The organism is Aurantibacter sp. (assembly GCF_042094015.1).
Classification (GTDB): Bacteria; Bacteroidota; Bacteroidia; order Flavobacteriales; family Flavobacteriaceae; genus Aurantibacter.
This window is the reverse complement of sequence record NZ_JBELDZ010000032.1, coordinates 1-21,325: the sequence shown is the minus strand read 5'-3', so window position 1 is coordinate 21,325 and position 21,325 is coordinate 1. Positions and strand designations below refer to the sequence as shown.

Here is a 21,325-nt window from a genome sequence, read left to right as displayed (position 1 = left end):
TTCAGTTTCTAAACTCTTTTCTTACACATAAACAAAGATTAAATACTTTGCACTATAGTTAAAAAGTCTTCTTTTTTATCATTTGATATTGATATTGATTTATTGTTTTCCATAACAATATAACCACCATCTTTTTTGATATATTCTTTTATATAAGATAGATTAATTAAATATGAACGATGCGGACGATAAAATGTTTTAATTTTTTGAAGTAATTCTACAAAGAATTTTAGTGGTTTACTTACCAATATAACTCCATCATTTTTTGTAGATACATTTGTGTACATACCATCTGCCTCTAGCATAATAATATTGTTAAAGTCTACAAATTTTATTCCTTCGGAATTTGGCAAGCCAATTTTTTTAAAGTTAGAATTTTGTAAACTTGTTTTTAATTCTGTAAGGCGTTTGTTTATTTGGTTATTGCTTAAAAATGTAATGGCTTTATTTACCGCTTTTTTTACCTGACTTGGTCTTACGGGTTTTAATAAGTAATCTATAGCTGAAAGTTGAAATGCCTGTATAGCATAAGCACTATAAGCTGTTGTAAAAATAATTTCGAAATTATAATTTTCTTTATTTATAAAATTTAATATTTCTAGTCCAGAATGTTCTGGCATTTCAATATCTAAAAATACAATACTAGGCGCTTCTTTTTTTATTAAATCTACACCAGAAAGCAAATTGTCTGCTTCAAGAACTTGAGTGATTTTTGGGCAATTTTCTTCTATCAAAACAGCTAATACTTGTCTAGCCTTTTTTTCATCGTCAATAATTAATGCCTTCATATTACTTATTTTAAGATTGGGATTTTTAAAATTACTTTTGTCCCAGATGGTTGGTTGTCCTCTTTTAAATCTATGATTTGTACACCTATTTTCTTTTCACGACCATAGTTTAATAAATCCAACCGTTCTGTGGTTGCTTTTAAAGCAAAAGACTTATGTTGATCTTGACGTTTTGCATTTATTTCTTTAGACTTCTCTCTACCAATACCATTATCTTCAATAACGCACTCTATAATTTTATTGGATATTTTAGAAATTGAAACATTAAGTAATCTATTATCTTTTTTATGCAATAAACCATGTTTTAAAGCATTTTCTATATAAGGTTGAACTAACATTGTAGGTATGGTTATGGTATCAGAATTTGCAGCTTCATCTACTTGAAAAGTATATTGTAATTGTTCTTCAAAACGCAATTTCTCTAATTCCAAATATAGATTAAGGTTATAAACTTCTTCTGAGATTGATATAAAACCTGTATCGCTAAAATGAAGATAATTACGTATTAAATCTGCAAACTTACCTAAATAATCACTTGCTAAATTTTTCTGATTTAAAACAATGTAATCCTGAATAGAATTTAATGCATTAAATATAAAATGCGGATTCATTTGTGCCTTCAACGCTTTTAATTCAGAATCTCTATATTGTTTTTCTATAGCTAAACGTTTTTGTGTCTCTTTAAGTTCTAATGTAATTAATTCGGCTTTCTTTTTAGCTTTTATTCGATTAAAATAAAACAGTACTGCCAATAATAATAAACCTGCAATTGCTAAAGAACCTAAAAATAAGTTTCTGTTTTTCTGACTTTCTAGCTGCGTTATGACTACTTGTTTTTCTGCTAATTTTTTTTCCTTTTGTGTTTTTTCAGTTTCGTATTTTACTTCAAAGTCTTTAATCGCTTTTAACTTTTCTAAACCAGTTAAAGAATCGTTTAACTCTCTTTCTTTCTTGTAATATTCTAAAGCTCGTTTATAATCGTTTTTTGCATAATATAATTCAGAAAGTCCTTGGTAGCCTTTTTGAGTCCAAATAGTTTCTTCTGCGTTTTGCATAGCTTTATTAGATTTCATAAAATAAAGTTCTGCTTCCTTATATTTTTTCCAGTCTAAAAAATTATATGCAATGTTGTGATAGGTCATAAAAACGCTATTCTCTAATTGATTATCTTTATATATTTTTAGTGACTGTTTATAATATTCATCTGCTTTTTTGTAGTTCTTTTTTTTAGAATAAATACTAGCTAAACTTCCTTTTAAATTTGCTAAACTTCTAGGTCTTTTTTCAATTTTATCTGCTTCTAATGCATATTTTAAAGCTACATCTAAAGAATCCATTTTTCTGTATTCCATAGACAAATTAATACAGATACTACTTAATAAACTATTAGTTTTCTTAGTTAAAGAATTATTGTACACTTCTTTGAATGTAGCTATTGCTTTTTCTGACTCTTTTATATCTCCATAAAGGCCACCTATATTTAATTTTGTGTATAAAACATTCAATTCTTTTTCTGGACCAAGAGTTTCTAAATAATCAATTACTTCTTTATAATTTTTTATAGCATTAAGATAATCTCCTTGATTTGTTTGAATATTTGCTATATCATTTTTTGCTAAACAAACACTATAGTTATCGTTTAATTTTTGGTATATTTTAATAGCTTTATTACAAGTTATTAATGCAGAATCTAATTTTTGAACATAGGTGTAATATATTGCTAACTCTCTGGTAGCATCTGCTAAATAAGCATTATTTACTGTCAACGCACTATTTTTAATGGCTTTTTTAATAAAATACAATTGAACATCTGGATTACCTCTTCTATTTTTTTTTGCAATTTTTATTATTTGTTGTTGCTTTAAGCTATCTACCTTAATAGAAGAAAGTATGTTTTCAAGACTGTCAATTTCTTTTTGTTGCGAATAGCCCAATTGTAAAAAAGATAAAAATATAACAAATAGTAAAGTAGGTTTCATAAACTAATTATAAGAATAACAAATTTCATTTAATCTTGTAAAAATCACATGATAAAACTTCTAAATGCTAGGTCTGAGCTTCTAAGTTAAGTAAATATTGTTATTCAGAAAACCCGTTTAAAGAAATAGTTTCTAACTCTTGCTTAGTATTCTCAAAAATAAAAAACACTTTCAATTCTGGATGATTCTTTAAAAACGAAGTCACCTTTTCTATTCCCATAGCCTGAAAAGCTGTAGCATAAGCATCTGCCAACATACAATTAGGTGCAATTACAGAAACACTTAACACATTCGTTTTAGTAGGATAACCTGTTTTTGTATTTATAATATGAGCATATCTATTCCCATTTTCATCTACTTTAAATTTACGATATGTTCCAGATGTAGCTATTGCTTCATTCTGAATAGCTAAGGCTTTATTATAGTCTGTTTCACCGTTAAAATTAGGTTCTTGAATTCCAACTTTCCAGAGTTTATTTTTGTTTAAATTTTTTCCTTTAACTCTTATTTCGCCTCCAATTTCAACTAAATGATTTTCTAAATCTTTTTTAGATAAAAATTCTGAAACGACATCTACAGCATAACCTTTAGCTACTGCATTAAAATCTATATAAGTTTCTTTTTGTTTACTGATTAAATTCTTACTTAAATCAACTTTAGAAAAATCAACAAAACGCATTAAACTATCAATTTTAAGACTGTCTAAGGCATGTTCATTTTTTTTAGCCCCGAAACTCCAGTAATTTACTAACGCTCCAATTGTAGGGTCAAAAAAACCATTGGTTTTGCTATAAACATCTTTAGATGCATTAAATACTTTTTTAAAATGTGAATCTACTCCAACCTCTTCATTCCTGTTTATCTTAGAGATGATAGAATTAGTCTGATAATTAGACATAGATTTATTTATAACATAAAACAGGCTATCTATACTTTTAGAAAAATCTTGATTTGAATTCGTATAATATTGAATATTATAGCTAGTTCCAAAAATAGGTCCAGAGAGTTTTTTTAATTCTGATTTTGACTCACAAGAAAAAAACAAAACAACAATTAGAAGTGATAAATAAAAAGATTTCATATTAATTTAATTGATGTTCTAAATATTGAATCCCATTATATTCCATTAAATATTCTTCATTTAAATAAATGGGTAAACCTTCACCTTTTGGATTAGATAATCCAACTCCAGCGTATAATACTTTTGCTTCTTTCTCAAAAGCGTGTTTTTTAAATGTTTCCATCCAAACCATATCGTAGTTGTTAGGGTTTTCTGGAAGTAATACAGCTTTTACAATTACAAAATAATACTGACTCTTTTTATCTATACAAACAAATTGCGGATGGCGTTTTAGTTTACTATTAATTGCTACAAACTCAAAACCTCTTTTCTCTAAATCCTTACCTACATAATTCATAGCTAAATTATGTAATTCCTGTGGTGTTAATACTTTTCTCATTATTACAAAAATACAAAAACTCTATTTGAAGCTAGCATAATTAACATTTTGAAAAATGATAAATAAAAAACTCTATTAATAATAAAAAAGCCCAACACAAAAGTGTTGGGCTTTTTTTATTTTATTTAATAAAATTAGTTAACTACTAATTTTCTAAACAGTGTGTTATCTCCACTCTTAATTTTAACTACATAAACACCTGTTGCTAAATTAGAAATATCAATATTCTGATTGAAAGACGAACTTTGTGTTTTAAAGTTATTGTTTAAAACAGAACGTCCATTAATATCAAATAAATCAACAGAAACATCTTTAGTAGTATTAAACTTGATTGTTACTTCATTTACAGCAGGATTTGGATACATCCCAAAATTATCAAAAGAAAATTTTGAATTACTTAAGAAAGCTATATTACCAAAATAATAAGTTCCTCCAATACCAGTAGTAAAGTTTCCAGTTACTTTCCAGTTAGAACCAAAAGCAGTAATAGTTGAAGCAACATCTACTACAGTAGACCCGTTATCTTTCCCTATTCTTAAATTGTTTCTATTATCTGCAGTAATTGCTTCCCAACCTGCTAACTCTGCCTCTGTAAAATAGAAAGATAACGTAGACGTTCCAGAAACATTATCTGTTGTTGGCGTAATAGTAAATGTTTTATCTGTAACTAACGCAGGTGCAATAGTACCTTGAAAAGATTGACCAGAAGTACCAGCTCTAGTTACTGAAGCTGATGTACATCCATAATTAGAAGCATCTGTTATGTTAATGTCTAACATTACATCGCTAGAACCTGTATCAAATGTGTTTGCTGTTCCATTTCCTAATAACTGAACCTGATCTTCAGTTACACCTGCGTTAACAGCTGTCTGAACATCACTCGCTCCAGGCGTATATAAATCAAAATTATCAAAAATTAAACCTTGTACCCAACCAGCCCCATCATTATAGAATACTGAAAAGCGCACATTAGACTGACCTGCATAAGCAGAAACATCTATTATAGGTGTTTGGAATGTTATTAATGAATTGTCTGAAACAGTATCTGGAGCTAAAACTTCAACTTGAGTCCAAGTTCCACCATTATTTGTTGATGCTTCTATAGAAGCATATTCTGCTCCACCACCATATTGATTATCGTGAGCATAATCGAGTGTAATATAGGCTTCAGTATAAGCTGATAAATCTACACTAGTATTCATTGCTATACGTTCTTCACTCATATCACAATCACAATCATCATCGTTTACAAAAACATAAGTACTAGTATTAGATTGATCAGAGTTAAAGAAGCCAGCATCGGGATATGTAGCATTGGTAGCTGTTGCAAAATTAGCAGTTCCAAGTCCAGTAACTGTCCAATTTCCAAGTCCAGACTCAAAATCGTCTGAAAACAAAGAAACTGGCGCTCCTCCTGTATTAGGATTAACATCGTCATCGTTAATTGTTACCGTATAAGTACTGTTACCTATTGTTGCATCTCCACCATTAGCATTTAACGCAAAAGTTAATTCAACTGTTTCATCACCTTCAACTTCACTGTCATTATATACTCTTAAAGTAATACTTGTAGATGGAGTTGTAGCACCAGAAGCAAAAGAAACAGCAGTATTCATTAACATAAAATCTACAGTATCTGTTGCTGTTCCACCACTTACAGAAATTGTTGCATCTGCATTTCCTCCTGTAGCTGCAGCACCGATTACTAAATCAATTGTTAAATCAGTAAAAGAACAATCTGATTGCTCCGCTTGAGATTGATCACTTCCTAAAAAAGAAACAACAGGTCCAGCTACACCAGCTGTAGAGTTTGGTAAGTCAGAAATTCCATCTGCATTTGCTAATACAGTCGCAATTCTAAAAACTTGATCAACTGTAAATATATTCATACAATCATCATCAGTGTAATCCATATAATTTTGAACCATATCAGGGTTCCCACAACTATCTGGATTAGCACAACCAAAGTTACTACCATCAGAATCTGGTGTATCTGCAACAAAATCATCAACTCCGCATCCACCGTCTCCCCAGATATGACGTAAACCAATCCAGTGTCCTATTTCATGAGTTAATGTTCTACCTTTATCATATGGAGCAGCACCACTTGGCATAGCTACTGAACCAACTGTCCCAGTCCCTATTACAGTTCCATCATTTAATGCTGAACCTCCATTTGCCGGAAAACCAGGTAAAGTTGAATTAGATGGAAACTGAGCATAACCTAATATTCCACCTGCGATATTTGCAACCCAAACATTAGCATACACAGATCTATCCCAAATTGTATTTGGCTTAATCTCTAAACCTCCATCACCTAAATCGAAATCTGTAGTATTGAAAGGTCCTGCACCATATGAAGTTACTCTATTTACTCCAGGAACAGCTAAAGGAACTCCATTTGGATCTACAGCAGCAGGAACAAAAACAATTTCAGCGTCTGCAGCAACAGCATCCCAAGGACCTCCTATAGCTCCAGCTTGATTACTAAAATCAATATTTAATTGATCTATTTGCGCTTGTATTAACGCATCAGATACTTCATCTGCACCAGCTCCATTGTTATCTGAAATAACATGAAATATTAAAGGAATGTTTACAACTGGCATTGAAGCTACTGATTGAAGTGCTATTTGAGCTCTTCTCTCTTCAATTAATGGAGCTAACCAAGCCTCAAATTCCGCATCAGATTGCAAATTTGGATTTCTTTCTAAACGTCGCTTATGCATTTCATCTGAAACACATCTAACGAAACCTGTTTGATTAAATGCTTGTTGACTAGTTTCATTCAGTTCGAAAGACTGATTGTTGACTTTAGCACTTGAAGTATTTTGTGCTGATACCATCGAGGTAAAAGCAAATACGCAAAAAGCAAAAATCTTTAAAGTATTTTTTTTCATGATAATAAAATTTTATTAATAATTCAATTGTAAATGTATAAATATAATAAAACAAACTACAGTTGAAACAAAATAAAACAGACAAAATCCCTTTTAAATAGATTAACAGCAATAAAACTAATAAAAAGTAGCTTTAAAAGCTTAATAACAATAGATTCTAGTCTTAATTACATTAGTAATCTAATTAAAAAAACCCAATACTTTCGTATTGGGTTTTAAAATAAAAATAATTAACTTTTTTAATTAACTACAATTTTCTTAGTAACAGAAGTTAATCCGCTCTTAATTTTAATAACATATATTCCAGAAGATAAATTTCCTAGTTCTATAGATTGATTGAATCTAGAACCAGAAACTTCAAAAGAATTTGAATAAACTGAACGACCTCTAATATCAAATAATCCAATAGTAACATCTTTAGCTGTATTAAACGCTATATTTAATGTACCATTTGTAGGATTTGGGTATAAGCTTAAATTTTCAAAAGAATTATCATTAACACTTAATGTAGATAATACATTAACAGTATAATCTTCAACTTCACCATCAAAAACATCTGCAGTTGGATCTGCACCATTATCATCACATGGAATAGCATAAGCATTAAATTTAGTAGAAACTCTCATAATCGTAGAACCTAATACAGCATCTAACGGTACTGTTACATCTAATGGCGATAAACTAGTTAAATCATTCGCTACATTTTGTGCATCACCAAGTATATATTCTTCATTAGCATCAAATGTACAGTTTTGATTCCAGTCAATCCAAGCTACAGTTCCTACAGGCCAGTCACCATCTGTATTAACGTTAGCAGATAAAGGGTAAGTATCTCCAACATATACATCTGTAAATGTAGCTGTATAATCATTATAACCAGCAGGTTTTGCAGTTACATTATCTATGTCTTCAAATAAAACTCTAGTTGTACTTGTTCCCCATAATGTATTGGCTACTGAAGAACAAGGATTTGTACCAACACTTAAATCAACACCAATATCTCTAGTAATAGAAGTTGATGTAGCAGTTATTGTAATTGGATAAACACCTTCAGTAACACCTAATAACCCAGAAACAGTTAATGTTGTAGATCCATCCGCACTTAAACTTCCTGGAGAGAATGAATAAGTTGCCGGAGCTGGTACTCCTGTAACTGTAAATGTTGTGTTTTCAGTAAAACCGTTTTCTGTTGCAAAGTTAACAATTGAAGTTGCCGAATCTGCACCACAATTTCCTAAAGAAGCAGAATTAATATTAAAGTTTGGTCCTGAACAATCTACCTTGTTAGATGCAAAAGTTTGAGTTGCAAAATAAGCTTCTACAACAGTCATTTGGTCTGGCGTAAACATATACATTGATGCATCGTTAACATAATCCATATAATTCATAGTCAATGAAAACTCACCTCCAACACAACCTGGCACAGAACCATTTGCAGGATTTCCATATGTAGAACCAGCTACCTTAGGCGTATCAGCAATTCCATCTCCATCTGCTGGACCACAATTTGTTCCTCCATCAGCAATAAATGTATGGTTAAGGTTATAAAAATGACCTAATTCATGAGTAACGGTTCTACCTAAATTATAAGGTGCATTTGGCGTTGCAATCCCAGCACAACCAGCACCAGTACCATAACATATTGTATTCATAACAACAGCTCCACCAGCAGCTATACTTCCTCCTAAAGGAGAATAACCTAAAAGACCAGCTCCTATATCTTTAATTATAAAGTTCATATACCCAGAGTAAGTTGCATCAGTCTCTGGAAAACCTGCAGGAAAATTAGAACCATTAGCCCCAATTGTTACTAAAGGACTACCTTCTAAAACTTCAGGATCTGCTCCTGCTGGATGATTCTGAGTTGCTATACAAAACTTAACATCCGTAGAACCAGGTGTTAAACCAGGGTAAAAAGCACTAGCAGCTGCCCAATTTGCTCCATCAGGATTAGTAAATGTATAATCTTCATTGATTACATCAATTTGAGTTTGAGCATAAGCTTCTAAACAAGCTCTATCTGCTTCTGTCCCAACCTCAAAATGTACAGCAACCGGAATGTAAAGTGTTGCTTTTTTTTGGTAAGTTCCATTCATTTTTTGCAAATGAATTTCTTGTAATTTTTCTTGAAAAAGTGCTTGTCTTTCATAAAAAGAGGCAGCATATTCAGGGTTGTTTAGCATTTCTTGCTCGTGCTTCTCCAATCCACAATTTCTATGATCAGAATCATCTAATCCAAATGCTTTATTTTTTTGTGCGTTTATTGCAGTTACAGAGCAAAGAAAAACAAACAAAAAAAGACATTTTTTAAAAGTAATTTTTTTCATTTTAGTATAATTTAATTAATGCTAAATGTACGAAAAAAGATGAATAAAATAATTTTATCCATTAAAAAAAAAAAACAATAGTACTGGTATTTTCAAGTAGATAATTAACTTCTAAAACAATATGCTCGAATCACCATATGTGTTATTGATAAAGCTATTAGAATTTAAAATAATATCCTTTAAAGAAAATAGTTCTTAACAAAAAAGCAACTTAATCTATTAAGTTGCTTTTTTGTTTGAATATAATTTTACTCATAAATTACCCTCCAAAATCATCGAAGCGAATATTCTCATCTGCTATACCAAAATCTTCTCCCATTTTTTGAACAGCTTGATTCATTAATGGTGGACCACAGAAATATAATTCTAAATCTTCTGGTGTTTCATGCTTAGATAAATACTGATCAATTACTACCTGGTGTATAAATCCAGTAAATCCATCTCCAGGCGAATCAAGATCTTCTTTTACTTTCCAATTATCTTGCTCCATAGGTTCAGATAAGGCTAAATAAAATTTAAAATTTGGAAAATCTTGCTCTAAAGCTCTAAAGTAATGGATATAGAATAATTCAGCTTTAGATCGTCCACCATACCAATATGTTACTTTTCTACCTGTTTTCAACGTTCTAAACAGTTCATATAAATGAGAACGCATTGGAGCCATACCAGCTCCTCCACCTACATATAACATTTCTGCATCAGAATCATTAATAAAGAATTCACCGTAAGGTCCAGAAATAGTACACTTATCTCCTTCTTTAAGATTGAAAATATAGGAAGATGCTACACCTGGATTTACATCCATCCATCCGCCTTTAGCGCGATCAAATGGTGGTGTAGCTACACGAACATTAAGCATAATCTTTCTGCCTTCAGCAGGATAAGAGGCCATTGAATAAGCTCTTTCAACCAATTCACTATTTTTCATAACTAATGGTCGTAGATTAAATTTATCCCAGTCTGCCTCAAATTTATTAGGCTCTCCTGGGTGATCTTGAGGATGAGCTGTAACGTCCATTTCAGAATAGTTTACTGTACATTCTGGAATTTCAATTTGAATATATCCACCAGCTTTATACCCCATATCTTCAGGAATCTCTACCACGAACTCTTTAATAAAAGTTGCTACATTATAGTTAGAAACTACAACTGCTTCCCATTTTTTTATTCCAAAAATTTCTTCTGGAATTGTAACTTCCATATCTTGTTTCACTTTTACCTGACAAGACAAACGTGCTCCATGAGCTAATTCTTTTCTTGAAAAGTGTGGTGTTTCTGTTGGAAGTGCTTCTCCTCCACCAGATGTAACATGACATTCACACTGAATACAAGTTCCACCACCACCACAAGCAGATGGTAAAAATATTTTTTGAGCTCCTAATGTAGATAATAAAGTACTTCCTGAAGCAACTTCAATTTCTCTTTCACCATTAATTAAAATCTTTACTGGACCTGATGGTGATAATTTTTGTTTTACGAATAAAAGTATTCCTACTAAGAATAATGTTATCAGTAAAAAGGCTATTACAGTTGTTGCAACTGTTCCTAATGTTCCTGCTAAAATCATATTACTTAATTATTTTAGTGTTAGAGACTAACTCATTTTTGTCTTGCTTAAGAATCTCAGTCTCTAAAGCTTGTTTATCAGCTTCTTTGCTTTCTTCTTCTCCACCAGTTAACATACCTCCAAAGCTTAAGAAACCTATTCCCATTAAACCTGTAATTATGAACGTAATTCCTAAACCTCTTAAAGGCGCTGGCACATTACTGTATCTTATCTTTTCTCTAATTGAAGCAATTGCTAAAATTGCTAAAAACCAGCCAATACCAGACGACACTCCATAATTTACAGCTAAACCAAAAGTTTCAATTTCACGAGATTGCATAAATAACGAACCACCCAAAATGGCACAATTTACTGCAATTAGTGGTAAGAAAATACCAAGTGAATTATATAATGATGGAGAAAACTTCTCTACAACAATTTCTACTAATTGTACCATTGTTGCAATAGTAGCAATAAACATAATAAAAGAAAGGAATCCTAAATCCATACCAGAGAAGCCTTCTCCATTTGCGCTTCCATCTATCCAAGCTAGTGCTCCTGGCTGTAATAAATATTGATCCAATAACCAGTTTAATGGCACTGTAATAGCTAATACGAATATTACTGCTGCTCCAAGTCCAACTGCTGTTGCTACTTTTTTAGAAACGGCTAAGTATGAACACATACCTAAGAAAACCGCAAACACCATATTGTCAACAAAAATTGACTTGAAAAATAATTCTAAATGTTCTATCATTTTTATATTTTTTAAGTTTTCTGGTTGAGTTATTTATAACTTCACCTAAAAAACTGTTTACTGATTTAGTCTTCGATTAAATCTTTATTTCTACTACGTTGCACCCAAATTATTAATCCAACAATTATTAAAGCCATTGGAGGCATTAACATAAATCCATTGTTTTCGTAACCAAATGCGTAAACTCCTGTCTTTTCAATTGCATCTCCTAAAACAGGAATTCCAAATAAAGTTCCAGATCCTAGTAGCTCTCTAAAGAAACCAACAATTATTAAAATAACCGCATAACCCAATGCGTTACCAATTCCATCTAAAAACGATTGCCATGGTTTATTTGCCAAAGCAAAAGCCTCAAAACGTCCCATAATAATGCAATTGGTAATAATAAGCCCAATAAATACTGAAAGCGTTTTACTTAAATCGTAAGCAAAAGCTTTTAATACTTGATCTACAATAATTACTAAAGCAGCAACTACTATTAATTGTACAATAATTCTAATTTTTGAAGGAATAATGTTTCTCATTAAAGAAATCACGACATTACCTATACCTAATACAAACAAAACAGCTATTCCCATTACTAAAGAAGCTTTAAGCTCTGCTGTAATTGCTAATGCAGAACAAATACCTAATACTTGAATAGTAATTGGATTATTATCTGCTAATGGATCTGTGATTAACTTTGCGTCTTTTTTTGAAAGTAGTCCCATATTAATTTAAGTTTTTAAAGTAAGGTAAATACAATTTTAAATCTTTCTTTATCATTGCAGATACTCCATCACCTGTAATTGTTGCTCCAGCAAGAGCATCAATTTCATTATCATCTTTTATCTTGTTAACTGGATCGTTATTTCCTTTAGCCACTTTAATGCCTTTAAAAGCACCTGCATCAGAAAATAGTTTTTCTCCGTTGAAATCATCCATAAAGTAACGTTGCTTAATATTAGCACCTAACCCAGGAGTTTCTCCAGCATGATCAAAAAAAGCACCTTGTACAACCATATCTTTGTCTAAAGATATATATCCCCAAATTGCATCCCAAAGTCCTTTACCTCTTACAGCTGTAACATAAACTGTTTTCCCGTTTTGCTGACCTTTAAACAACGGTAAAAATCTTGACTCACCATTCTTAGCTTTGGTTTGCTCTTTTTTAATATCGATTAAATAAGGTTCTTTTCCAGCTCCTTGGTCTTTAGATTTCATAAACTCTTCACGAGTCATTTCTTTTAAAATCTTTCCATCTTTTACTTCAAGTACGATTTGCTCAGAAACATTAGAGGCAAAAGCATCTACAACTTCAGCTTTAGCCACAAAAGCAATATCTCCAGTACCTTCGTTAGCGTTTATTCCCATAGCATACAGGATATTCTGTTGCTTTTCAATCTCTTTGTTTTTAGTAATCGCAGGCTTTAAAGACGAAGCTGTAAAGGCTAATAACGATCCTACCACTACTACCATTGCAATAGCAAAAAGTATAGTATATGAATTTTTATCTGTGTTAACTGCCATAATTATGCTGTTTTAACTTTTAAACGTTTCATTCGCTTCTTTACATTTCCTTGAACCACATAATGGTCAATAGTTGGAGCGAAAACATTCATTAATAATATAGCTAAGAATACACCTTCTGGATATGCAGGGTTGAATACTCTAATCATAATTGAAATAAATCCAATTAAGAAACCATAAATCCATTTACCTTTATTAGTTTGAGAAGCTGTAACCGGATCTGTAGCCATATAAACTGCTCCAAATGCCAATCCACCAATCATTAAATGCTCATACCAAGATGTATTCATTAATCCAAAAAACTTACTTGAATCTGAAATAATTCCTGCATCAGCTACTTGATTGAAAATTAATCCCATTACCGCTGCACCTGCAAAGGTAGATAAGATAATTCTCCAACTTCCAATTTTAGATAAAATTAGAATAGCGGCACCAATTAATATTAAGAAAGTAGAAGTCTCTCCTACTGAACCTGGAATAAATCCAAAGAACTTATCGAACGCGCTATAAGCAACTTCCGCATTTTGCGCATAACTACCCAAAATAGTTTCACCAGAAATAGCATCTGCAGTTCCTGTTCTTGCTACTGCTTCATGTATCCAAACTTTATCTCCAGACATCCAAGTTGGATATGCAAAGAATAAGAAAGCACGTATAGTTAATGCTGGGTTAAGAATATTCATTCCTGTACCACCAAATACTTCTTTTCCAATAACAACACCAAAAACAACAGCTACAGATAACATCCATAATGGAATATCTACAGGAACTATTAATGGTACTAACATACCAGTTACCAGATATCCTTCTTCAACCTCATGACCTTTAATAATTGCGAAAATAAATTCTACAATTAATCCAACACCATAAGAAACAATTACTAATGGTAAAACAGTCCAAGCTCCTACAATAAAATTATCCATTGTAAAAAAGTTAGCAAAAGCATCAGCTCTTAAAGAACCGTCTATTGCAGCGTAATGCTGAAATCCAGCATTAAAAATTCCAAATATTAAACAAGGAACTAAAGCCATAATCACCATATTCATGGTACGCTTTAAATCATCTGCTGCTTTGATATGAGTTCCGCTATGCGTAATCTCATTTGGTAAATATAAAAAGGTATGGATTGCATTAAATGCAGGAGCCATTTTTGTACCTCTATACTTTTCTTTTAAATTATGTAAATTACTTTTCAATCCCATAACTATCCTATTTCTTTATACATTAAGTCTAAACCTTCACGAATAATATCTTGGTGCGGTTGTTTAGACACACAAATAAATTCTGTTAAGGCGAAATCTTCCGGAGCAACTTCATACATACCTAAAGCTTCCATCTCATCTAAATCTTGATATTTACAAGCTTTTAATATTTGTAATGGAAAAATATCTAATGGAAAAACCTCTTCGTAGTTACCTGTAGTAACAAAAGCTCTATGTTCTCCGTTAGTATTAGTATTTAAGTCATACTTCTTCTTCGGTGTTAACCAAGAAAAAGTTAATGCTCTAGATGTAGATACTTTATTAAAAATTGGTTTATTCCATCCAAAAAACTCATAATCATCTCCTTCTGGAATTACAGAAATTATATTGCTATAATAATCTAAACTTCCGTCTGGTTTAATTTGTTTTCCAGATAATACATTTCCAGATATAATACGATCATTACCATCTAGCTCAACACCATTATCGTAAACCATTGTAGAAACCTCAGCTCCAATTTTAGTTTTAAAATAACGAGGTTTTTTAACAGAAGAACCAGCAAAAGCAATAATACGTTCTGCGTTAAATCTTCCAGTTAATAATAACTCTCCAATAATAACTAAGTCTTGAGCGCTTAGCGTCCAAACGACTTCACCCTTATTAATTGGGTCAAGCTTATTAATTTGAGTCCCTACATTTCCAGATGGATGTGGTCCAGTTACTTTATGTAACTTAATATTATCTAGACTTTCTATAGGAGATTTCCCTTTTTTAGCTACGCTAACGTGAACTTTTCCTGATGTTAATTTAGACAAAGCAGTAACTGCAGCTTGGAGTTCAGCTTCTTTGCCTTCTAATGTATAATTTAAATCTGCTGCTAGTGGTGCACTTGCGTAAGCTGATATAAAAATTGATTTTGGCTCAACATCTGGATTAGCAACAACATCGTAAGGACGTTGCTTTACAAATGCCCAACATCCAGATTCTAATAGACGTGCCTTAATGTCTTCTGCTTTAGCCGAATCTACATTTAAAGCACCAAAATCTAAAAAATCTTGCGTTTTATCTGCTTGAACTTTTATTGCTAAAACTTTACGTTTTTCGCCACGTTCAATTTCTACTATTTCACCCGAAACTGGTGACACAAATTTAACAGCTTCATTGGCTTTATTATAAAACAGAGTTTCCCCAGCTTTAACTTTAGCACCAACTTTAACTGTTAATTTCGGAGTAACTAGATGAAAGTCTTCTGGGCGAACGGTATAGAAATTGCTTAAAATAGCACTCTCAGTAACCAACTCTGCTTGCCCTACAAGCTTTATATCTAGACCTTTTGAAATTTTAATGTCTTTTGACATATTACAATCTATTTGTTAATAGTTATACTGAATTTGATTATAAAAAATCCCTGCGAATTTACAAATTAATCATCAAAAAAATTAGCAATATATTAAGAGAAAAATTATTTATAATAATTCTAAATAGCAACAAAAGATTAGGCACAGATTTTGTTTACCTTTACATCTCTAAAAAGAATTAGAATGAATAAAACCATTAAACCTTTTTTCCTATTTCTATTTTTATGTCAGTTTTGCATATCACAAGTAGATGAAATCATAGAACCTGACTATATAAAAACAATAACCTTTAAAGGAAATACTCCAGAAAGTCAACTACCAGTTATTAAGCTTGGAGATTTTATAACTATGGAATTTGATGCTTTAAACGGCGATGAAGAAGATTACTATTATAAAATTCAACATTATAATTTTGACTGGACACCATCAGTTTTAGCAAAGGCAGAATATTTAAATGGTTTTGATGAACAACGCATTAGAACCTACGAAAATTCTTTCAACACCTATCAAATCTATTCGCATTATGACCTTACAATACCTAATGAGTTCACTAGGGGATTAACTAAATCTGGAAATTATATGGTCTACATTTATGACGATAATGATGATATTATTTTTTCAAGAAAATTTATGATTCATGAAAATGGTGCTAATGTTGGCTTAGACATAAAACGCTCTAGAGATGTAAGTACTATTGAAACAAAACAAACTGTAGATATTGTTATAGATCCAATTAATTTTCAATTAAATAACCCTAAAGAAACTATTAAAACAATAATTGTTCAAAACAACAACCTAACAACATCTATTAGCAATATTAAACCTCAATACATTTTGGGAAATCAGCTAACTTATAGATACACAAAAGAAACTGCTTTTGATGCGGGAAACGAATTTTTGTTTTTTGAAAACAAAGATATTCGTGCATCAGTTAATGGCGTTCAATATATTGAACTAAACGATTTATACGAAAACATTTTATTCACTAACTCACCTAGAAAAGATCAACGCTACACTTATTTCCCAGACATTAATGGTAATTTTTTAGTAACCGTTTTAGATAGAGAAAATCCAGACATTGAAGCAGATTATGCTTTTATACATTTTTCACTAAAAATGGATGATTTAAAACCAAACGAATCTGTTCATATATATGGAAACTTTAATAATTACCATATTACAGAAAACACTAAAATGGTTTACAACTATCAAACCAGAACTTACCAAAAACCTCTTTTACTAAAACAAGGTTTTTATAATTATAAATACATAGTTGTTAATAATGATACAAAAGAAATAAGCCACAATAAAGTTGATGGTGATTTTTGGCAAACAGAAAATAGCTATAAAGTATTAGTTTATTACAGAGATTTAGGCGCAAGATACGATAGATTAATTGGCTTTGGCGAAACAAGCTCTACTAGAATTACTAATTAGAAAAGTAAACCAGAAACTTCTTTTTTTTATCTAAAATTAATTATATTAGTATAATTCTAGTTATAATTTAACAGATTTTAATATGGTAGAACAAATTACTTATGGAGTTAAAATTCAGGTAAAAACCAATTTTGAAGGCACTTTTTACAAAGATCACAAAATGTTATTTGCTTTTGGTTATCAAATAACCATTAAAAATCAAAGTAAAAACTCAGTACAACTCAATGCTAGACATTGGATAATTAAAGATGCCTTAAATAATACCGAAACTGTTTCTGGCGAAGGTGTTATTGGCAAAAAACCAGTTTTATTACCAGGAGAATCTCACACTTATAACTCTGGATGCCTATTAACCTCTCCTATTGGATCAATGAAAGGCTATTATCAAATGATAAATTTCACCACAAACGAAGTTTTTAAAGTTGAAATCCCAAACTTTAAACTAAGCGCTCCTTATGTATTAAATTAGAACAGTTTTCAAATTTAAAGAGAACACTATTCTGACGAATCAATAAAATATCACAATTACTTTTGTGAGTGAATTGATATGCTTCGTTAATGTTAAAAGACAAATCACTTACTTTAAAAATAGCCTCAACATCTACAGTTCCAAAAGCAGATGTACGTTTAAAAATAAATTCATTTTTAATTTCAGTTTTAAAAAGTTCAAACCAAGCTCCAGCTCCAATTCCTGACAACCACTGTGCGTTATTAGATAAACCCTTTACTTTTTTAGGTTCTAAATTTCCCTGAAGATTTACTTTATGATCTTTTACAGAATCCAAAAAACAATTTAAAATCTCTTTGTATTTCTTGTTTTTAAATATTGAAACATCACCATCATCACTTATCTCAAAAACATCTGTATTTCCTTTTACAGACAAAACATTACCTATTGGACTTGGAGTAAAAAGCTTGATTTTATTTAATTTTCTAATAAATATTTTATTTTGTACCGAAACCAAAAGCATATCCGTTACAAAACGAGCACAATTAGAAGCTTTCCTTTTAAAAGCGGCATAAGGTATCAAATCATATTGAAAACGTGCTACATATTGCTTTGCCCTCATATAATTGACCTCAGAACAAACGGTTGCAACCATTCGCCCTTTTCCGTGAGTTAATTTTGGATTTGTTGCAAAAAACAAAAGAATATCTTTTAAATTTAAGATTGTATCATTTTTAATTTCAGCCTTCAAATCAATAACTAATTCGTTATCTGTAAGTGAGCTTCTAACACGACCAAAAGGTTCTGGTGTTATATATCTTCCAAAATCAAAATACTCTATAACACCTGTTAGTTTTTCAATTAAAACAAAAGCCGCATGACCAGCTTTCACATAATTCTTTTTACCAATACCAATATAATGTAGATGTTGTAAATACCATTCATTAGAAACCCTAACAACTGTATCTGGATATGCCAAAGGAATAATAAAAGCTGTATTTTTACTCATTCAAAATCTATGTCAATTGTAATATCTTAGTAGATATTTGTCCTGTATTAAAATCTTCAAATCGCATACTTATATTATCTCCTATTTTTTCTACCTGAGTTATACTTGTCGTTTTTACAGAAACTCGATCCATAATAACACCATAATCTAAATTACCTTTTCCTGCAGTTTTATGAAAATCTAACAATCTTGAAGCAGTAAGAGTTTCTTCTTTTTTTAAAGCATCAAACCAATTTAAACGGTCCTCCTTTTGATTTTGAGTGTATAGTGTTGAAGATGACCAAATATATGTAGACAAATCTAAATTTTTAATTTGACAGACCAAACCATCCCAAACAACTTCTATAAATTTCAACCCTTTATTCCAATCTGTAAAGACAATAGTAAAAGGTTCAATATTTAAAAAGTCATATTCTTGTAATTCTTCAGAAGAATCCATTTGAAGAAAATCACTTACTACCACACCTCTACTTTTTTTATAAGGTAAAATACGTTTATGTTTCGTGAATCCTCCATTCAATAAACAAACCACTCGTTTTTTAGAACTTACTCCAATCCAACTTCCGCCAGACAATTCATCTTTTGGCATTAAAACTTGAGTAGAATTTATTTTATATTCTCTAGGCTGCAAAGCACTTCTATTTGGTGCTTCGTCTCTATTTGATGTTAGAACAAAGTCCGTACCATCTTTATAGAAAACACTTACTGTACACATTCGTTGGTCATAGCTTTTTTTACTAAGAGCAACTTACAAAAAAATATATTAAAACCAAGACACAAACAGCTAATTGATTCCAGACAAGAAATAGCAAAAAAATTGGTAACTTTGCACTTTAAATTTAAATACGAAAAAAAACACAACATATTATGGGAAAAGGATTTTTCAATGTACCAGTTGCAGTAAACGAACCTGTAAAAGGGTACGCACCAGGTTCTCCAGAACGCGAAGCTGTTTTAGCTCAATACGACACTTATTATAACGGTAACACAGAAGTTGCTATGTATATTAATGGAAAAGATGTAAAAACGGGAAATACTCGTACAATGTCTCCTCCACATGATCATAAACACATTGTTGGATCTTATCATTTGGCTGAAAAATCTAATATCGTTGAAGCTATTGATACCGCTTTAGAAGCACGTAAAGCTTGGAGTCAAATGCCTTGGGAACAACGCGCTGGTATTTTCTTGAAAGCTGCTGAGTTAATTGCTGGACCTTACCGTGCAAAAATTAATGCGTCTACAATGATTGCTCAATCTAAAACTGTACACCAAGCAGAAATTGATGCCTCTTGCGAATTAATTGATTTTTTACGTTTTAACGTTCAGTTCATGACAGATATGTACCATGAACAACCTGAAAGTACAAGTGATGCTTGGAATAAATTAGAGTATAGACCTTTAGAAGGTTTTACATATGCTGTAACACCATTTAACTTTACTGCTATTGCTGCAAATTTACCAGCATGCATGGCGTTAATGGGAAATGTTGTTGTTTGGAAGCCATCGGACAGCCAAATATTTTCGGCTAAAGTAATTATGGATGTTTTTGAAGAAGCTGGAGTCCCTGCAGGTGTTATTAATGTTGTTTTTGGAGATCCGAAAATGATTACAGATACTGTTTTAGCACGTAAAGAATTTGCTGGATTACACTTTACAGGTTCTACTTATATTTTTAAAGAGTTATGGAAGCAAATTGGAAATAGCATTCACACCTATAGTACATATCCAAAAATTGTTGGAGAAACTGGTGGAAAAGATTTCATTGTTGCACACAAATCGGCAAATGCTAAACAAGTAGCTACTGCAATTGTTAGAGGTGCTTTCGAATTCCAAGGACAAAAATGTAGTGCTGCCTCTAGAGCTTATGTTTCTAAGAGTATTTGGAATGATATAAAGAACTACGTTATTGAAGATGTAAAATCTATAACAATGGGCTCTCCTGCAGACACGAACAACTTTATGACTGCTGTAATACACGAAGGCTCTTTTGATAAATTAGCAAAATATATTGATCAAGCTAAAAAAGATACTGGTGTTGAAGTTATTACAGGCGGAAATTATGATAAATCTAAAGGTTACTTCATTGAACCAACTGTTTTATTAGCTGAAGACGCAAATTACGTAACAATGTCTGAAGAGTTATTTGGACCAGTTATTACTATTTATGTTTTTGATGACGATAAGTACTCCGAAACGCTAAAACTAGTTGATGCAACAAGTGATTACGCTTTAACCGGTGCTATTATAGCAAAAGACAGATATGCGGTAGAAGAAGCTACAAAAGCTTTAGAGAACTGTGCAGGAAACTTCTATATAAATGATAAGCCAACTGGAGCTGTTGTAGGACAACAACCATTTGGTGGCGCTAGAGGTTCTGGAACCAATGATAAAGCTGGTAGTATTCTAAACTTACAGCGTTGGGTTTCTCCACGCATGATAAAAGAAACATTTGTAACTCCAACAGATTACAGGTATCCATTTTTAGGAGAATAGAACTCTTTAAAAAATTAGAAATAAAAAAGCTTCACAATTGTGAAGCTTTTTTATTTTGTGGGGAGAGCAGGATTCGAACCTGCGAAGACGTAGTCAGCAGATTTACAGT

Annotated in this window: 17 protein-coding genes; 3 read left to right on the top strand and 14 right to left on the bottom strand. The window is 31.5% G+C overall.

Features of this window, described 5'->3' with window-relative positions; translation table 11 throughout:
- Positions 1-38 precede the first annotated feature (38 nt).
- The 12 genes from ACFDSN_RS06530 to ACFDSN_RS06475 form a co-directional block, all read right to left on the bottom strand.
- The gene (locus ACFDSN_RS06530) at positions 39-788 is read right to left on the bottom strand and encodes a LytR/AlgR family response regulator transcription factor (RefSeq protein WP_375239038.1); all 750 of its coding nucleotides are present in this window, start codon (positions 786-788) and stop codon (positions 39-41) included.
- A 5-nt stretch (positions 789-793) separates the two neighbouring features.
- Entirely contained in the window at positions 794-2,767 is a 1,974-nt protein-coding gene (locus tag ACFDSN_RS06525; RefSeq protein ID WP_375239037.1) for a tetratricopeptide repeat protein, read from the bottom strand.
- A 100-nt stretch (positions 2,768-2,867) separates the two neighbouring features.
- On the bottom strand, positions 2,868-3,848 hold the full coding sequence (locus tag ACFDSN_RS06520) for an FAD:protein FMN transferase (protein WP_375239036.1): 981 nt from the start codon (positions 3,846-3,848) through the stop codon (positions 2,868-2,870).
- Position 3,849: 1 nt separating this feature from the next.
- Entirely contained in the window at positions 3,850-4,227 is a 378-nt protein-coding gene (locus tag ACFDSN_RS06515) for a Na(+)-translocating NADH-quinone reductase subunit F (protein ID WP_375239035.1), read from the bottom strand.
- Between the two features lie 134 nt (positions 4,228-4,361).
- A complete protein-coding gene (locus ACFDSN_RS06510; RefSeq protein WP_375239034.1) occupies positions 4,362-7,127 on the bottom strand; it encodes a M43 family zinc metalloprotease in 2,766 nt (921 codons plus the stop codon).
- Positions 7,128-7,366: 239 nt separating this feature from the next.
- Positions 7,367-9,454: a T9SS type A sorting domain-containing protein gene (locus ACFDSN_RS06505; RefSeq protein ID WP_375239033.1), complete on the bottom strand. Its 2,088-nt coding sequence runs from the start codon at positions 9,452-9,454 to the stop codon at positions 7,367-7,369.
- A gap of 259 nt (positions 9,455-9,713) precedes the next feature.
- The gene (nqrF, locus tag ACFDSN_RS06500; protein ID WP_375239032.1) at positions 9,714-11,021 is read right to left on the bottom strand and encodes an NADH:ubiquinone reductase (Na(+)-transporting) subunit F; all 1,308 of its coding nucleotides are present in this window, start codon (positions 11,019-11,021) and stop codon (positions 9,714-9,716) included.
- 1 nt (position 11,022) lies between these two features.
- On the bottom strand, positions 11,023-11,757 hold the full coding sequence (gene nqrE, locus ACFDSN_RS06495; protein WP_375239031.1) for an NADH:ubiquinone reductase (Na(+)-transporting) subunit E: 735 nt from the start codon (positions 11,755-11,757) through the stop codon (positions 11,023-11,025).
- 65 nt (positions 11,758-11,822) lie between these two features.
- On the bottom strand, positions 11,823-12,467 hold the full coding sequence (locus ACFDSN_RS06490; protein ID WP_375239030.1) for an NADH:ubiquinone reductase (Na(+)-transporting) subunit D: 645 nt from the start codon (positions 12,465-12,467) through the stop codon (positions 11,823-11,825).
- Position 12,468: 1 nt separating this feature from the next.
- Positions 12,469-13,266 (bottom strand): Na(+)-translocating NADH-quinone reductase subunit C, encoded by a 798-nt coding sequence (locus ACFDSN_RS06485; protein ID WP_375239029.1) that lies wholly within the window; start codon positions 13,264-13,266, stop codon positions 12,469-12,471.
- Positions 13,267-13,268: 2 nt separating this feature from the next.
- Positions 13,269-14,468 carry an NADH:ubiquinone reductase (Na(+)-transporting) subunit B gene (locus ACFDSN_RS06480; protein ID WP_375239028.1) on the bottom strand — a complete coding sequence of 400 codons (1,200 nt, stop codon included), beginning with the start codon at positions 14,466-14,468 and terminating at the stop codon, positions 13,269-13,271.
- 2 nt (positions 14,469-14,470) lie between these two features.
- Positions 14,471-15,826 (bottom strand): Na(+)-translocating NADH-quinone reductase subunit A, encoded by a 1,356-nt coding sequence (locus tag ACFDSN_RS06475; RefSeq protein ID WP_375239027.1) that lies wholly within the window; start codon positions 15,824-15,826, stop codon positions 14,471-14,473.
- Between the two features lie 183 nt (positions 15,827-16,009).
- Here ACFDSN_RS06475 and ACFDSN_RS06470 point away from each other — a divergent pair, with 183 nt between their 5' ends.
- Together ACFDSN_RS06470 and apaG are read left to right on the top strand one after the other, a co-directional pair.
- Positions 16,010-17,263: a DUF5103 domain-containing protein gene (locus tag ACFDSN_RS06470; RefSeq protein WP_375239026.1), complete on the top strand. Its 1,254-nt coding sequence runs from the start codon at positions 16,010-16,012 to the stop codon at positions 17,261-17,263.
- Between the two features lie 82 nt (positions 17,264-17,345).
- Positions 17,346-17,732 (top strand): Co2+/Mg2+ efflux protein ApaG, encoded by a 387-nt coding sequence (apaG, locus tag ACFDSN_RS06465; RefSeq protein ID WP_375239025.1) that lies wholly within the window; start codon positions 17,346-17,348, stop codon positions 17,730-17,732.
- On the opposite strand, the gene ACFDSN_RS06460 is transcribed toward apaG, so the two are convergent.
- Entirely contained in the window at positions 17,701-18,720 is a 1,020-nt protein-coding gene (locus ACFDSN_RS06460; protein ID WP_375239024.1) for a DUF6695 family protein, read from the bottom strand. The two genes, apaG and ACFDSN_RS06460, sit on opposite strands and share 32 nt — an antisense overlap.
- A gap of 7 nt (positions 18,721-18,727) precedes the next feature.
- The gene (locus ACFDSN_RS06455) at positions 18,728-19,435 is read right to left on the bottom strand and encodes an NRDE family protein (protein ID WP_375239023.1); all 708 of its coding nucleotides are present in this window, start codon (positions 19,433-19,435) and stop codon (positions 18,728-18,730) included.
- A gap of 152 nt (positions 19,436-19,587) precedes the next feature.
- On the opposite strand from ACFDSN_RS06455, the gene pruA reads away from it, so the two are divergent.
- A complete protein-coding gene (gene pruA, locus ACFDSN_RS06450) occupies positions 19,588-21,216 on the top strand; it encodes an L-glutamate gamma-semialdehyde dehydrogenase (RefSeq protein ID WP_375239022.1) in 1,629 nt (542 codons plus the stop codon).
- Positions 21,217-21,325: the final 109 nt, after the last annotated feature.